This is a genomic window from Streptomyces roseus (assembly GCF_001044425.1).
Taxonomy (GTDB): domain Bacteria; phylum Actinomycetota; class Actinomycetes; order Streptomycetales; family Streptomycetaceae; genus Streptomyces; species Streptomyces roseus.
Genome location: NZ_LFML01000068.1, coordinates 263,364 through 279,601 on the forward strand (window position 1 = coordinate 263,364; position 16,238 = coordinate 279,601).

Consider the following 16,238-nt stretch of genomic DNA (forward strand, 5'->3'; position numbering starts at 1 on the left):
GACGCGGTGACGCAGGAATCCCGACCTCGGACAGACACGGCCGCCCCCGACCCGCCGGAGGACCAATGCCAGCCCGAAGCGACCCCCGCGCCATCCTGCGCGGTGGACTCCCCGACCGTTACCTCACCCCCGACGACGTCTCCGAACTCCTCGACGTCCCCGTAGAGACCCTCTACCAGTGGCGCAAGAAGCGGACGGGCCCGCCCGGATTCCGCGTCGGCAAGCACACCCGCTACGACCCCGCCGACCTCTACGACTGGATCGCCGAACAGAAGCGCAACGACATCAGCCAAGCCGCCTGACCAAGCGCATCACCACTGAGGGCGGGCCCACCCCGGGCCCGCCCTCAGTGCTACCCAAGAAGGGGCCACACGTGGCAGGCCACATCCAAGATCGCTGGTACAAGACCGAGACCGGACCTGACGGCAAGTCCGTGCGGGTGAAGACTGCCCGCTACGGTAGTGGGCTCCGCTACCGGGCCCGCTATGTCAGCCCGAGCGGCGCCGAGAAGAGCCGGTCGTTCCCCGACAAGCAGCGGCGCCTCGCCGAGGCGTGGCTGACGCAGATGGCCGCTGACATGTCGCGCGGGCAGTACATCGACCCTGACGCGGGCAAGGTGACGTTCCAGGACTACGCCACCACGTGGCTGGCCTCCCAGACGACCGACATGTCGACGATCGACGCGATCGACCAGCGCTTTCGGCTGCACATTTTCCCCCACATCGGCCACCGCCCCATGAGCGCCTTCCTGCCGGCGCACATCCGGGCTTGGGGGCGCGTCCTGCAAGACGCGGGACTTGCAACGTCGTACCAGCGGGTCATCTTCGCCAACGTGTCAGCGGTCTTCGGCGCCGCAGTCGACGACGGGATCATCCACCGGAATCCGTGCCGTGCGGGATCCGTGCGGCCGCCCCGCCGGGATGTGAGGAAGCTCAAGCCGTGGCCGCAGGAACGCGTCCTCGCCGTCCGCGAGGCCCTGCCTGTGCCGTACCGCAAGGTGGTGGATGTCGGTGCCGGATGCGGCTTGCGGCAAGGGGAGATCTTCGGCCTGGCTGTGGACGAAGTCGACTTCCCTGGGGGCGTCGTGCACGTCGTACGCCAGGTGAAGATGGTCAGGGCGAAGCTGGTGTTCGCACCGCCGAAGGGTGGCAAGCTGCGTGACGTGCCGCTTCCTGACTCCGTGGCGTTCGCGCTCGCCGAGCACATCACCCAGCGGCCGCCGATCAGCGTCACGCTGCCGTGGAAGACGCCTGACGGACCGCCGGTTACGGCTTCACTGCTCTTCTACTCGCGGGAGCGGAAGACGGTGAACCGCAACTTCTTCAACATGCGGGTGTGGAAGCCGGCGTTGGTCGCAGCCGGCGTCATCCCGCCGCGCGAGCCGGGGGAGCGGTTCACTCAGTCGCGCGAGCACGGGATGCATGCCTTACGGCACTTCTACGCGTCCGTCCTGCTGGACGCGGGGGAGAACGTCAAGGCCCTGTCGGAGTACCTAGGTCACGGCGACCCCGGGTTTACTCTGCGGACCTATACGCATCTCATGCCCAACAGTCAGGCGCGAGCGCGAAGGGCCGTCGACGGGGTCTTCCGCGGGGGCGGAGACACCGGCGACGGCCCACAGACGGCCCAGGAGGACGGGAAATCGTCCTGACCTGCGGCTTACTTAAATGTCGCGGAAGATCTCGATCTGGGCGCCCACCGAGTTGAGGCGTTCCGCGAGTTCCTCGTAGCCGCGGTTGATGACGTAGACGTTGCGCAGGACCGAGGTGCCCTCGGCCGCCATCATCGCCAGCAGGACGACCACCGCCGGGCGCAGGGCCGGCGGGCACATCATCTCCGCCGCGCGCCAGCGCGTCGGGCCCTCGACCAGGACGCGGTGGGGGTCCAGGAGTTGGAGGCGGCCGCCGAGGCGGTTGAGGTCCGTCAGGTAGATGGCCCGGTTGTCGTACACCCAGTCGTGGATCAGCGTCTGGCCCTGGGCCGCGGCCGCGATGGCCGCGAAGAACGGGACGTTGTCGATGTTCAGCCCGGGGAACGGCATCGGGTGGATCTTGTCGATCGGGGCTTCGAGCTTCGAGGGGCGGACCGTCAGGTCCACCAGGCGGGTGCGGCCGTTGTCCGCCGTGTACTCCGCCGAGCGGTCGTGGTCGAGGCCCATCTCCTCCAGTACCGCGAGCTCGATCTCCATGAACTCGATCGGGACCCGGCGGATCGTCAGCTCCGACTCCGTGACCACCGCGGCCGCGACCAGGCTCATCGCCTCGACCGGGTCCTCCGAGGGGGAGTAGTCCACGTCCACGTCGATGTTCGGGACGCCGTGGACCGTCAGCGTCGTCGTGCCGATGCCCTCCACGCGCACACCGAGCGCCTCCAGGAAGAAGCACAGGTCCTGGACCATGTAGTTGGAGGAGGCGTTGCGGATGACCGTGGCGCCGTCGTGCCGGGCGGCGGCCAGCAGCGCGTTCTCGGTGACCGTGTCCCCGCGCTCGGTCAGCACGATCGGGCGGCCGGGGGAGACCCCCGCCTCGACCTTCGCGTGGTAGATGCCCTCGGTCGCCGTGATGTCCAGGCCGAAGCGGCGCAGGGCGATCATGTGCGGCTCGATGGTGCGCGTGCCGAGGTCGCAGCCGCCGGCGTACGGCAGGCGGAACTGGTCCATCCGGTGCAGCAGCGGGCCCAGGAACATGATGATGCTCCGGGTGCGCCGGGCCGCGTCCGCGTCCATGGCGTCCATGTCGAGGCGGGCCGGCGGGACGATCTCCAGGTCCACGCCCTCGTTGATCCAGCGGGTGCGCACGCCGATGGAGTTCAGGACTTCGAGGAGCCGGTAGACCTCCTCGATGCGGGCGACCCGGCGCAGCACGGTGCGGCCCTTGTTGAGCAGGGAGGCGCACAGCAGCGCCACGCAGGCGTTCTTGCTCGTCTTGACGTCGATGGCGCCGGACAGCCGGCGCCCGCCGACGACCCGCAGATGCATCGGGCCGGCGTAGCCCAGAGAGACGATCTCGCTGTCGAGTGCCTCACCGATTCGGGCGATCATCTCAAGGCTGATGTTCTGGTTGCCGCGCTCGATCCGGTTCACGGCGCTCTGGCTCGTGCCCAGTGCGTCCGCGAGTTGACTCTGCGTCCAGCCCCGGTGCTGCCGGGCGTCACGGATGAGCTTGCCGATGCGTACGAGGTAGTCGTCTGCCATGGATGCACCGTATCTCAGATATGAGATGCCCCCTGCGTCAGGTGTGGCAGACGGGTGTTACCGACCGTCAGATGCTCCCTGGGTCGCTTCCACCCGTCTCCCGACGCATCGCTCAAATTGCGGACATCCCCCTCATTATGCAGATTTAGTGCCCGCACGCATGGTGGCGGCCGCCGTGCACCGCCGCGTACGACGCCGGGCGCGGTCCGGATCCCGCGCGCGCCGCCCGGGCCACCGCGGCGCGGCCCGCCTCCGAGTCCGCGTCGTGCACCACCCGGCCGCCGACCAGGGTCATCCGTACGCCGGTTCCGCTGATGTCGGCCACCGGACAGCGGGTCACATCCCGGTCCAGCAGCACCAGGTCCGCGGCCTTGCCCCGCTCCACCGTCCCCGTCAGCCCTTCCTGCCGCAACTGCCACGCCGTCCCGGCCGTGTGCATCCGCAGCACCGAGCTCCGGCTCAGCCCTTCCAGCTCACGGTGCAGTTCGCCCGTCCCGTACGCGCCCTGCCGGTCGATCGCCGTCCGCAGCTGGTTCCACACCTGGAGCGCGTCCACCGGCCAGTCCGAGCCGCCAGTCAGCCGGGCCCCGGCCCGCTCCAGGCTGCGCGCCGGGTACATCCACCGGTGGCGCTGCGGACCGATGTACGGAAGCAGAGCGTCCATCGTCCAGGTGTCCTCGGCCGCCCACTGGAGCTGCATACAGGCCGCGACGCCCAGCTGGGCGAAGCGCCGCAGGTCCGCCGGATCCACGATCTGCAGGTGGGCGATCGCGTTGCGCGCGTCCCGCTGTCCGGTCACCCGGTGGGCGTACGCGTACCCGTCCAGAGCGGTGCGTACCGCACGGTCTCCGAGCCCGTGGGCGTGCAGCTGCCAGCCGGCCTTGTTGAAGGCCGCCGTCAGCCGGCCGTAGTCGGCCGCCGAGGTGTAGAGCTCGCCCCGGTTCGCCGTGGGCCTGCCGTTCCCGTCCAGGTACGGCTCCAGCAGCGCGGCCGTCTGCGCCGGGTACTCGATGACCCCGTCCAGGAACACCTTGACCATCCCGAACCGCAGGCCCCGCACCCCCTCGAACTCCCGCCGCAACCCGCGCGCGTACGCCAGCGCGGCCGCCGGGTCCTTGGTCTGGCCGGCGTCGAGCCGGATCGCCGGGACGATCCGCTGCGGCAGCTTCCCCGCCGCCGCGAGGGCCTGGTAGAGCTCCAGCTCGTGCCGCCCGACCAGGGCGTCCATCATCGTGGTGACACCGGACGCCGCCGCCTGCTCCAGCACCTTCGCGCAGGCCGCGACCAGTTCGGCCCGGGAGGGCTCCGGGACGTGCCGCTTCACCAGGTCCTGCGCGTCGTCCTTCAGGACCCCGGTCGGCTGCCCGTCGGCCCCCTTCACGATCCGGCCGCCGACCGGGTCCGGGGTGGCCGCGGTGATCCCGGCGATGTCCAGGGCCCGCCGGTTGACCCAGATGTTGTGGCCGTCGCCGCCGACCAGCGCGACCGGCCTGCGGGTGGCCAGCGCGTCCAGCATCGAGTGGTGCGGCACGCTCCCGGTCGGCAGCAGCCCGACCGGGTTCCAGTCCTCCACCACCAGCCAGCGGTCCGGCTCCGCGCCCGCGCCCCCGGTGTCGGCGAGGAAGCCGGTCAGCAGCTCCCGCAGCTCGGGCAGGGTGGTCTCGGCCCCCTCCAGCGAGGGCCGCAGCGACCGGTCGCCCGCCCCCAGCGGGTGCACGTGGCCGTCGTGGATGCCGCTCATCACCGTGTTCCCGCGGGCGTCGACGACCTCGGTGTCCCGCCCGGCGTGCCGGCGCACCGCCGAACCGCTGCCGGTGGCCAGGATCTTCCCGTCGCGCCCGACCGCCACCGCCTCGACCGGCGCCCCGCCGCCGGCGGTCCCGGTGAACACCCGGGCGTTGTGGATCACCAGGGCGGCCGAGCCGCGCCCGCCGGAGGCGGGGGCCGCCGCCGCGGGCCCCGCGCCCAGCAGACCGGCCGCGCCCGCCGCCCCGGCGGCGCCGACGGCTCCGAGGAGGCGCCGGCGGGACAAGGGGGAAGAGAAGGAAGCAGGGGTCATCGCCACTCCAAACGTCGGTGTGGCCAGGACACTGTTTGATTAACCCCTTAACCAGAACCCGCCGCGGCCCACGAAATCCGCACCGCCGTCCGTACGATGACCCCGTGCCCGGCCCCGGACCGACCCTCGCCGACATCGCGCGCGCCGCGGAGGTCTCCACCGCGACCGTCTCGCACGCGCTGGGCGGCACCGGCCGCCTCGGCGAGTCCACCCGCCGCCGGGTCCGCGAGGTGGCGGCCGCCCTCGGCTACAGCGCCCGCCGCGGCCCCCGCACCCGTACGCTCGGCCTCGCCGTCACCACGTACGCGGGCTCCCCCTGGAACTACGTCGAGATCGCCTACTTCTCCCGCCTGCTGACCGCCGCCACCGCGGCCGCCCACGCCCGCGGCTACGCCCTCACCCTGCTGCCCGCCGACCGGGGCGCCGAGCCGCTCTGGCACGACCTCGCCGTCGACGGGATGCTGCTGCTCGACAGTCCGGCCGGCGATCCGGTGCTCCGCGCCCTGCGGGCCCGCGGTCTGCCGGTGGTCTTCGACGGCCGGCCCCCCGACCCCCGGCCCGGGGACGTGTGGGTGGACAACGACCACGAGGCCACCACCCGCGAGGTCCTCGACCACCTCGCCGCCGCCGGGGCCACCCGGATCGCGCTGCACTCCGCGTACGGCCGCGAGTACTACACCGGGGCCGTCACCTCGGCCTACGCCGGCTGGTGCGCCGAGCGCGGAGCGGCCGAGCTGGTGGTCGCGTTCGACCCGCAGGACACCGCCGGCCACGCCTTCGACCCGGTGTTCGCCGCGCCCCGCCGCTCCCGCCCCGACGCCGTGTACTGCGTGTACGACCCCGGCGGGCGCCAGGCGCTGGCCGCCGCCGCCCGGCACGGGCTGCGGATACCGCACGAGCTGCTGCTCGTCTGCGCGAGCGAGGACCCCTCGTACGCGGCGGGCGAGCCGCCCGTGAGCACCGTGACCCTGCGCCCGGAGGTGATCGGGGAGCGGGCGGTCGGCGCACTGGTGGCGCTGCTGGAGTCACCGGGCGCGGCGGAACCCGGCCAGCTGACCGTCCCGGCCGCGCTGACCGTGCGTACGTCCTCCCGTGCGCGCGGCGGCGTGCCCCGACTGTGATCTGGCCCATGCCGTGCATGACCAGGGCGCGGCCATGCACTAGAGTTATCTCGACATCGAGATATCTGCCGAAGGCGTACCGCAGCCGCCCCTGCTGGTAAGGCTCACCTAACTTAGCCTTACCTTAGCGGATTGGCCCCAGGGCGTGGCGGCAGGATTGCGGTAATACGCGCGAATTTCATGCATGAAGGAGACTGTCGTGTCGGCGAACAGCTTCGACGCCCGCAGCACGCTGCAGGTGGGCGACGAGTCGTACGAGATCTTCCGGCTGGACAAGGTTGAGGGCTCTGCCCGCCTTCCCTACAGCCTGAAGGTGCTGCTGGAGAACCTGCTCCGCACCGAGGACGGCGCGAACATCACCGCCGACCACATCCGGTCGCTCGGCAACTGGGACTCGCAGGCCCAGCCCAGCGAGGAGATCCAGTTCACGCCGGCCCGCGTGATCATGCAGGACTTCACCGGCGTCCCCTGCGTCGTGGACCTCGCCACCATGCGTGAGGCCGTGAAGGCCCTCGGCGGCGACCCGGCGAAGATCAACCCGCTCTCGCCCGCCGAGATGGTCATCGACCACTCGGTCATCGCCGACAAGTTCGGCACGAAGGACGCCTTCGCGCAGAACGTCGAGCTGGAGTACGGCCGCAACAAGGAGCGCTACCAGTTCCTGCGCTGGGGCCAGACCGCCTTCGACGACTTCAAGGTCGTCCCCCCGGGCACCGGCATCGTCCACCAGGTCAACATCGAGCACCTGGCCCGCACGGTCATGGTCCGAAACGGCCAGGCGTACCCCGACACCCTCGTCGGCACCGACTCGCACACCACCATGGTCAACGGCCTCGGCGTGCTGGGCTGGGGCGTCGGCGGCATCGAGGCCGAGGCCGCGATGCTCGGCCAGCCGGTCTCCATGCTGATCCCGCGCGTCGTGGGCTTCAAGCTGACCGGCGAGCTGCCGACCGGAACCACCGCCACCGACCTCGTGCTGACGATCACCGAGATGCTGCGCAAGCACGGCGTCGTCGGCAAGTTCGTCGAGTTCTACGGCGAGGGCGTCGCCGCCACCTCGCTGGCGAACCGCGCCACCATCGGCAACATGTCGCCGGAGTTCGGCTCCACCGCCGCGATCTTCCCGATCGACGACGAGACGCTGAAGTACCTGCGCCTGACCGGCCGCGACGCTCAGCAGGTCGCGCTCGTCGAGGCGTACGCCAAGGAGCAGGGCCTGTGGCTGGACCCGGCCGCCGAGCCGGACTTCTCCGAGAAGCTGGAGCTCGACCTCTCCACGGTCGTCCCCTCCATCGCCGGCCCCAAGCGCCCGCAGGACCGCATCGTCCTCGCCAACGCCTCGCAGCAGTTCGCGCTGGACGTGCGCAACTACGTCAGCGACGACGAGGAGGCCGGCAAGGAGTCCTTCCCGGCGTCCGACGCCCCGGCGTCCGCCAACGGTGTGCCCACCAAGCCCACCCTGGTGACCCTGGCCGACGGCACCTCCTTCGAGATCGACCACGGCGCCGTCACCGTCGCCGCGATCACCTCCTGCACCAACACCTCGAACCCCTACGTCATGGTCGCCGCGGCGCTCGTGGCCAAGAAGGCGTCCGAGAAGGGCCTGACCCGCAAGCCCTGGGTCAAGACCACCCTGGCCCCGGGTTCGAAGGTCGTCACCGACTACTTCGACAAGGCCGGCCTGACCCCGTACCTCGACAAGATGGGCTTCAACCTCGTCGGGTACGGCTGCACCACCTGCATCGGCAACTCCGGTCCGCTGGACGAGGAGATCTCGAAGGCGATCAACGAGGCCGACCTCGCGGTCACCTCGGTGCTCTCGGGCAACCGCAACTTCGAGGGCCGCATCAACCCCGACGTCAAGATGAACTACCTGGCCTCCCCGCCGCTGGTCGTCGCGTACGCCATCGCGGGCTCCATGAAGGTGGACATCACCAAGGACGCCCTGGGCACCGACACCGACGGCAAGCCGGTCTTCCTCGCGGACATCTGGCCCTCCGAGGCCGAGGTCAACGACGTCGTGGCGAACGCCATCGGCGAGGACATGTTCAGCAAGTCCTACCAGGACGTCTTCGCGGGCGACGCCCAGTGGCAGGCGCTGTCGATCCCGACGGGCAACACCTTCGAGTGGGACCCGCAGTCGACCTACGTGCGCAAGCCCCCCTACTTCGAGGGCATGACGATGGAGACCACCCCGGTCTCCGACATCGCCGGCGCGCGCGTGCTGGCGAAGCTGGGCGACTCGGTCACCACCGACCACATCTCCCCGGCCGGTGCGATCAAGGCCGACACCCCGGCCGGCAAGTACCTCACCGAGCACGGCGTCGAGCGCCGCGACTTCAACTCGTACGGTTCCCGCCGCGGCAACCACGAGGTCATGATCCGCGGTACCTTCGCCAACATCCGCCTGCGCAACCAGATCGCGCCGGGCACCGAGGGCGGCTTCACCCGCGACTTCACGGTCGAGGGCGCGCCGGTCTCCTTCATCTACGACGCCTCCCAGAACTACCAGGCCGCCGGCATCCCGCTGGTCATCCTGGCGGGCAAGGAGTACGGCTCGGGCTCGTCCCGCGACTGGGCCGCCAAGGGCACCGCGCTGCTCGGCGTCAAGACCGTCATCGCCGAGTCCTACGAGCGCATCCACCGCTCGAACCTGATCGGCATGGGCGTGCTCCCGCTCCAGTTCCCGGAGGGCGCCTCGGCCGCCTCCCTGGGCCTCACCGGCGAGGAGACCTTCTCCTTCACCGGTGTGGAGGAGCTGAACAACGGCACCACCCCGCGCACCGTGAAGGTCACCACCGACACCGGTGTGGAGTTCGACGCGGTCGTCCGCATCGACACCCCCGGTGAGGCGGACTACTACCGCAACGGCGGCATCATGCAGTACGTGCTCCGCAACCTCATCCGAGGCTGACGGCAGCAGCGGCACCAAGGGGCCGTATCCCCGTTAAGGGGATACGGCCCTTCCGCTTTTTCCGGGCCGGGTCAGGTTTCGAGGAGGTCTCAACTCGGAAAAGCTGACGGACAACCGTGTGCATGATCTTGCTCACATGAACGGAAGTGGACTATACCTGTGCCTCGTCCGGATCATCGCGTTACGAGCGGCACCGGACCGGGGGACGGCGGGGACCTGCGGTGATGTCCGTATGTGCGGTGACCACGGGCATGCGCCGCGTCGCGGCCTCCTTCACACTTCTGACGAAGGCGAGGACATGAGCATGGGATCCACTGGTGAGGGCCTCGGCCGCCGTGACCTGATCAAGCGCTCCGCGGCGCTGGGACTGATCTCGGTGCCCACGATGAGCTTCCTGTCCGCCTGCGCCTCCGGCGGCGAGGACACCACGAAGGGGCCGGACAAGGGTGCGGTGACCAAGGAGAACCCGTTCGGCGTCGCCAAGGGCGGCAAGCTGGACGTGGTCGTCTTCAAGGGCGGCTTCGGCGACGACTACGCGAAGGCCTGGGAGGCCGCCTTCGACAAGAAGTGGGGCACCACCAGCTCCCACCTGGGCACCCAGGAGATCGCCGCCAAGCTCCAGCCCCGCTTCAACGGCGGCAACCCGCCGGACGTCATCGACGACTCCGGCGCCCAGCAGATCAAGGTCGACGTCCTCGCCAAGGGCGGCCAGCTCGCCGAGCTCACCCCGGTGCTCGACGCGCCCTCGCTCGACGACCCGTCCAAGAAGGTCCGGGACATGCTCATTCCGGGCACCGTCGAACAGGGCACCCAGGGGGGCAAGTTCGTCGCCCTCTACTACGTCTACACCGTGTTCGGCTTCTGGTACTCCGGCAAGCTCTTCAAGGAGAAGGGCTGGGCCGAGCCGAAGACCTGGGACGCGTTCCTGGACATCTGCGCCAAGGCCAAGGCGGCCGGCATCGGCGGACTCGCCCACCAGGGCAAGTACCCGTACTACATCAACGTCGTCATCATGGACCTGATCGCCAAGAAGGGCGGTCTGGAGGCCATGAAGGCGATCGACAACCTGGAGCCGAACGCCTTCGAGGGCAACCCCGCCGCCCTCGCCGCCGTCGAGGCGGTCTACGAGGTCGTCGAGAAGGACCTGCTGATGGCCGGCACCAACGGCCTCACCCACACGGAGTCCCAGACCGCGTGGAACCAGTACAAGGCGGCCTTCATCCCCTCCGGCTCCTGGCTGGAGAACGAGCAGCTCAAGCAGACCCCGGACGACTTCGACATGAAGTTCCTGCCGGTCCCGACCCTCGCTGACAGCAAGCTGCCCTTCGAGGCCATCCGGGCCGGCGCCGGCGAGCCCTTCATCGTCCCGGAGAAGGCCGCCAACAAGGCCGGCGGCCTGGAGTTCCTGCGCTCGATGCTCTCGCGCGAATGGTCCACCCTCTTCGCCCAGCAGGCGAACTCCCTCACCGTGGTCAAGGACGGCGTCGACCCGAACGTCAAGCTGCGCCCCGGCACGGCCTCGGCGGTCGCGGCCGTCAAGACGGCCGGGACGAACACCTTCAACTACCTGTACCCCGACTGGTACAGCGAGATGGACACCGAGATCCAGAACGCGTCCAATGAGCTGATGGCCAAGCGGATCCAGCCAAAGGAATGGATCAAGCGGGCCCAGGCTGCGGTAGACAAGGCTGCCAAGGACCCGAACGCCAAGAACAACCACCGCAGCTGACCTCGTCCAAGGGGCGCACACCATGAGCCAAGTAGCCCGGGGCAGGGGAAGGACCGGCTTCATCGCCGGATTCCTCTTCCTGCCGCTCGCGCTGTACCTGACGTTCGTCATCTGGCCGTACGTTCAGACGTTCGGCTACTCCTTCACCAACTGGTCCGGACAGTCGCCCACGTTCGACTTCGTCGGCCTGGACAACTACTCCGCGCTGATGGAGGACGAGGTCTTCCGCGGAGCGCTCTGGCACAACCTGCTGCTCCTGGTGTTCGTCCCGACCGTCACCATCCTGCTGGCCCTCTTCTTCGCCTTCATGGTGAACGCGGGAGGGCGCAGCGGGGCGGGCGGGGTGCGGGGCGTCCGCGGCTCCGGCATCTACAAGATCGTCTACTTCTTCCCGCAGGTCCTGTCGCTCGCCATCCTCGCCGTGCTGTTCGGCGCGGTGTACCGCAGCGACGAGGGCGGCCTGCTGAACGGCTTCCTCACCAAGCTGGGCCTGGTGGACCCGGCCCACCCCGTCGAATGGCTCAACCGGCCGAACCTCGTGCTGTGGTGCCTGCTCCTGGTGGTGGTCTGGCACGGGGTCGGCTTCTACCTGGTGCTCTTCTCGGCCGCCATGCAGTCCGTACCCAAGGACATCTACGAGGCCGCCCTGCTCGACGGCGCCGGGCGCGCCCAGACCTTCCTCAAGGTCACCCTGCCCCTGCTGTGGGACTCCGTACAGACCTCCGCGGTCTACCTGGGCATCGCCGCCATGGACATGTTCGTACTGGTGTCGACCATGACCTCCGGGCAGTTCGGCGGCGGGCCCGACCACCACAGCGAGGTCATGGCCACGGTGCTGATGCGCAACTTCCTGTACTTCGGCAAGAGCGGCTACGCCTGCGCCATGGGCGTCGTCATGCTCGTCCTGACCATGATCCTCTCCGTCGTCACGCTGCGCGCCACCCGCCGCGAGCGCATCGAGTTCTGAGCGGAGTCCCACGATGACTGCAGAGTCCACGGCGATCAAGGCACCGGGCGAGGCCTCGGCCGAACGCTCCGGCGGTGGCGCCGGCCCCGGTCAGGGCGCGAAGCGCGGCTCCGACGGCATGGTGCTGAACGTCTTCTCCCACGGGTTCCTCGCCGTCTGGGCGATACTGATCGTCCTGCCCCTGATCTGGCTGGCGCTCGGCTCGTTCAAGACCGACGCCCAGATCGGCGGCTCGGCCCTCAGCTGGCCCTCCCACTGGCACTTCGACGCCTTCTCCCGGGCCTGGGACAAGGGAATCGGCGACTACTTCGCCCACACGCTGATCGTGATGGTGTTCTCGGTCCCGCTGACCATGCTGCTCGGCTCGATGGCGGCGTACGTGCTGGCCCGCTACCCCTTCCCGGGGAACCGGCTCTTCTACTACTTCTTCGTCAGCGGGGCCATGTTCCCCGTCTTCCTGGCGCTCGTCCCGCTGTTCTTCATGGTCAAGCGCCTGGACATGCTCAACACGTACCAGGGTCTGATCCTGGTCTACGTGGCCTACTCGATGCCCTTCACCGTCTTCTTCATGCACTCCTTCTTCCGCACGCTGCCGACGGCCGTGCACGAGGCGGCCGTGATCGACGGGGCATCCGACACCCGGATCTTCTTCCAGGTGATGCTGCCGATGGCCAAACCCGGCCTGATCAGCGTCGGGATATTCAATGTCCTGGGGCAGTGGAACCAGTACATCCTGCCGTCGGTGCTGATGCAGCCGCAGACCGGATCGGACCCCGAGCGCTACATGCTCACCCAGGGCCTGATCCAGCTGCAGTACCAGATGGGGTACGAGACGGACCTGCCGGTGCTGTTCGCCGGCGTGACCATCGCGATGATCCCGATGCTGGTGGTCTACCTGTCCTTCCAGCGGCAGATCCAGGCCGGTCTGACCTCGGCCACCCTCAAGTAGCGGGGGCCGTCGGGTCGGCCACGACCGGCCAGCTGACCGCCGGGTGGGAGGGGGCGAGCGAGGGGTTGCCGGCCGCGTCCTACGGCATCCGGCCCCCCGCCGCCCCCTCGGCGGTCAGCAGCGCGGACACCGTTCACCGCCGCGCGGTTCGCGGTCCAGGCGCCGGCCCAGCGGGCGCAGCAGGAGGTTGGCCCCCACCACGCCCGCCGTGCCGCAGGCCGCGAGAACGAACATCCCGGTGCCGGCCAGGCAGCCCACGGCCGCGGAACACCACAGCGTGGCGGCCGTGTTCAGGCCCCGTACGCTCCCTCTGCGCGGCTTCCTACAGCCAGGTGCCGAAGGTGCGGACGTACAGGGTCTTCAGGAGCTGGGTGAGCGTGCAGTACGCCAGCAGCACGCCGATCAGCCACGGGAAGTAGCCCGCCGGCAGGGCCGTGAAGCCCAGCGAGGAAGCCAGCGGCGAGAAGGGCAGGTAGAGCCCGGTCAGCACCGCGAGGACCGTCGTCACCAGCACCGGCCAGGAGGCGCGGGACTGGATGAACGGGATCTTGCGGGTACGGATCATGTGGACGATCAGGGTCTGCGAGAGGAGGCCCTCGACGAACCAGCCGGACTGGAACAGCGCCTGCTCGGCCTCGCTGTCGGCGCCGAACACGTTCCACATGATCACGAACATGGCGATGTCGAAGATCGAACTGATCGGGCCGACGCAGACCATGAACCGGCCGATGCCCTTGGCGTCCCAGTTGCGGGGCCCCCGCAGGTACTCCTCGTCCATCCGGTCCCAGGGCGTCGCCAGCTGGGCGATGTCGTAGACCAGGTTCTGCACGAGCAGCATGATCGCGAGCATCGGCTGGAAGGGGATGAACGCGCTCGCCACCAGGACCGAGAAGACGTTGCCGAAGTTCGACGAGGCCGTCATCTTGATGTACTTGATCGTGTTGCCGAAGGTGGTCCGGCCCTGGATCACGCCCTGTTCCAGGACGGTCAGGTCCTTCTCCAGCAGGATGATGTCCGCCGACTCCTTGGCGATGTCGACCGCCGTGTCGACGGAGATGCCGACGTCCGCGTCGCGCAGCGCCGCGGCGTCGTTGATGCCGTCGCCGAGGAAGCCGACGGTGTGCCCGTCCGCCTGCAGGGCCCGTACGATCCGGGCCTTCTGGACCGGGTTGGCCTTGGCGAAGACCGTCGTACGGGCAGCCAGCGCGCGCAGTCCCGGGTCGTCGAGGGAGTCGGTCTCGGGGCCGAGCACCACCTGCCCGACGTCGATGCCGACGTCCGCGCAGACCCGGGCGGCCACCAGCTCGTTGTCGCCGGTGACGACCTTGACCGCGACGCCCTTGTCGGCCAGGGCCCGCAGCGCCCGGGCGGCGTCGGCCTTCGGCGGGTCGAGGAAGGCGAGGAAGCCGACCAGGGTCAGCCCCTCCTCGTCCGCGACGCCGTAGGTGGAGCGCGCGCCGTCCATCGCGCGGGTGGCGACGGCGAGGACGCGCAGGCCCCGGCGGTTGTTGTCCTCGGCGGTGCGGGCGACGTGCCACCGCAGCTGATCGGTGAGCTCGACCGTCTCGCCACGGTCGCGCACGTGGGTGCACAGGGCCAGGACCTCCTCCACCGCACCCTTGGTGATCATGATGTGCCGGGGGCGGCCGAGGCCGCCGACGACGGCCTTGCGGTCCAGGACCACGGACATCCGGCGGCGGGCGAAGTCGAAGAGGATCTCGTCGACCACCGAGAACCGCGCGTCGACGACAACCTCCTCGGCCTCGTCCACGCGGTTGACGACCGCCTGGTCCATCAGGTTCCGCAGACCGGTCTGGAAGTGGGAGTTGAGGTACCCGTACTCCAGGACCTCGTCGTCCTCGTCGCCGTGCACGTCCAGGTAGCGGTCCAGAACGATCCGGTCCTCGGTGAGGGTGCCGGTCTTGTCCGTGCAGAGCACGTCCATGGCGCCCAGGTTCTGGATCGCGTTGAGGCGCTTGACGACGACCTTGCGCCGGGACATGGCGACCGCGCCGCGCGCCAGGTTGGCGGAGACGACCATCGGCAGCATCTCGGGGGTCAGGCCGACGGCGACGGCGACGGCGAAGAGGAAGGCCTCGTCCCAGTCGCCCTTGGTGAGGCCGTTGATCGCGAACACGACCGGGACCATGACCAGCATGAAGCGGATCAGCAGGAAGCTGACCTTGCGGACGCCGGTGTCGAAGTTGGTCTGCGGGCGCTCGCCGGCCAGCGAGCCGGCCATGGAGCCGAAGTACGTGTTGGCGCCGGTGGCGACCACCACGCCGGTGGCGGTGCCGGAGGTGACCGAAGTCCCCATCAGGCAGAGGTTGTCGGCCTCGACGGGGTCGGTGGTCTCCCCCTGGCCCAGGTCCTGCGCACGCGTGTCGGCCTTGGCCACCGGCAGGGACTCGCCTGAGAGCGCGGCCTGGCCGACCATCAGGTCCTTGGAGGTGACGAGCCGCAGGTCGGCGGGGATCAGGTCACCGGCGGCCAGCTTCACCACGTCGCCCGGGACCACCTGGTCCATGGGCACCTCGAAGGTGGTGGGCGCGGAGCCGCTGCCGGCCCGCCGCTGCACCGCGCAGGTGGTGGTGACGAGCTTCTTGAGCGCGTCGGCGGCGCGGCCGGAGCGGAACTCCTGCCAGAAGCGCAGCAGTCCGCTGACCCCCACCATCACGGAGAGGATCACGACGCCCGGATCGGCCGGGTCCTGCCACCACATGACGGCGGCCAGGAAGACGAGGACGCCGATGAAGGGGTTCCAGAACGCCTTCGCCAGCTGGAGCCACCAGCGCGGGGCACGCTCGTGGGCGACGACGTTGGCGCCGTGCCGCGCCAGGCGCAGGGCCGCTTCGGCGTACGTGAGACCGCCGGGGGAGGCGTCGACCTCCTGGAGGACCTGGACGCCCGGGCGGGCGCTGAGTGCGGCGAGCCGCTCGCCGGCGAGCCGGGTACGGCTCTCCAGCTCGGCCGCCTTGCGCTCGCGGCGGCCCCTGCCCGGAGGAGCGAGCGGGGTCGGGGTACGGGGGGTGAGCATGGTCATGGCGAATACCTCCCTCCGCGGGATCCGGGCAGCGCGGAGCCGCACGGTCACGTGGAGTGATCATGGATCGGCGCGGGGCGGCGCGAAGCGCCGCCGGGCACGCCGAGGGGCATGGGTGACGCACGGCGCCCGGACGGGGGCGCCGGGGCATGCGGAAGGAAAGGGAGGGGGGAAAGATGAAGGAATGCAGAACCGCACGGAGGCAGCGGGGTGTGCCGCAGCCGCGCCGCGGAGATCACGGCCGTGCGCACTCAGGGAAGGAT

10 protein-coding genes and 1 pseudogene are annotated in these 16,238 nt (G+C 69.7%); 7 read left to right on the forward strand and 4 right to left on the reverse strand.

From position 1 onward, the window contains the following. Nucleotides 1-65 precede the first annotated feature (65 nt). Together ACS04_RS18255 and ACS04_RS18260 are read left to right on the forward strand one after the other, a co-directional pair. A complete protein-coding gene (locus ACS04_RS18255; protein WP_048477689.1) occupies nt 66-302 on the forward strand; it encodes a helix-turn-helix domain-containing protein in 237 nt (78 codons plus the stop codon). A gap of 71 nt (nt 303-373) precedes the next feature. After that, the gene (locus ACS04_RS18260) at nt 374-1,651 is read left to right on the forward strand and encodes a tyrosine-type recombinase/integrase (RefSeq protein ID WP_048477690.1); all 1,278 of its coding nucleotides are present in this window, start codon (nt 374-376) and stop codon (nt 1,649-1,651) included. A 12-nt stretch (nt 1,652-1,663) separates the two neighbouring features. On the opposite strand, the gene ACS04_RS18265 is transcribed toward ACS04_RS18260, so the two are convergent. Continuing rightward, entirely contained in the window at nt 1,664-3,193 is a 1,530-nt protein-coding gene (locus tag ACS04_RS18265; protein ID WP_048477691.1) for a helix-turn-helix domain-containing protein, read from the reverse strand. 145 nt (nt 3,194-3,338) lie between these two features. Then, nucleotides 3,339-5,252, reverse strand: a complete 1,914-nt coding sequence (locus tag ACS04_RS18270; protein WP_048477692.1) for an amidohydrolase — start codon at nt 5,250-5,252, stop codon at nt 3,339-3,341. Between the two features lie 104 nt (nt 5,253-5,356). Here ACS04_RS18270 and ACS04_RS18275 point away from each other — a divergent pair, with 104 nt between their 5' ends. The 5 genes from ACS04_RS18275 to ACS04_RS18295 all read left to right on the forward strand — a co-directional run bounded on the left by ACS04_RS18275 (nt 5,357) and on the right by ACS04_RS18295 (nt 12,932). Then, nucleotides 5,357-6,373: a LacI family DNA-binding transcriptional regulator gene (locus ACS04_RS18275; protein ID WP_078864931.1), complete on the forward strand. Its 1,017-nt coding sequence runs from the start codon at nt 5,357-5,359 to the stop codon at nt 6,371-6,373. A 199-nt stretch (nt 6,374-6,572) separates the two neighbouring features. Further along, complete coding sequence (gene acnA, locus ACS04_RS18280; protein ID WP_048477693.1) at nt 6,573-9,287, forward strand: aconitate hydratase AcnA; 2,715 nt, start codon at nt 6,573-6,575, stop codon at nt 9,285-9,287. A gap of 304 nt (nt 9,288-9,591) precedes the next feature. Then, nucleotides 9,592-11,016: an N-acetylglucosamine/diacetylchitobiose ABC transporter substrate-binding protein gene (gene ngcE / locus ACS04_RS18285; protein WP_048477743.1), complete on the forward strand. Its 1,425-nt coding sequence runs from the start codon at nt 9,592-9,594 to the stop codon at nt 11,014-11,016. Nucleotides 11,017-11,038: 22 nt separating this feature from the next. Next, complete coding sequence (locus ACS04_RS18290) at nt 11,039-11,983, forward strand: carbohydrate ABC transporter permease (RefSeq protein ID WP_048477694.1); 945 nt, start codon at nt 11,039-11,041, stop codon at nt 11,981-11,983. A gap of 13 nt (nt 11,984-11,996) precedes the next feature. Then, on the forward strand, nt 11,997-12,932 hold the full coding sequence (locus tag ACS04_RS18295) for a carbohydrate ABC transporter permease (protein WP_048477695.1): 936 nt from the start codon (nt 11,997-11,999) through the stop codon (nt 12,930-12,932). Between the two features lie 114 nt (nt 12,933-13,046). Here ACS04_RS18295 and ACS04_RS39360 read toward each other — a convergent pair. Both ACS04_RS39360 and mgtA read right to left on the reverse strand, forming a co-directional pair. Next, a pseudogene (locus ACS04_RS39360) lies at nt 13,047-13,235 on the reverse strand (MgtC/SapB family protein); the annotation flags it as partial. Between the two features lie 19 nt (nt 13,236-13,254). Next, the gene (gene mgtA, locus ACS04_RS18305; protein WP_107438630.1) at nt 13,255-15,975 is read right to left on the reverse strand and encodes a magnesium-translocating P-type ATPase; all 2,721 of its coding nucleotides are present in this window, start codon (nt 15,973-15,975) and stop codon (nt 13,255-13,257) included. Nucleotides 15,976-16,238: the final 263 nt, after the last annotated feature.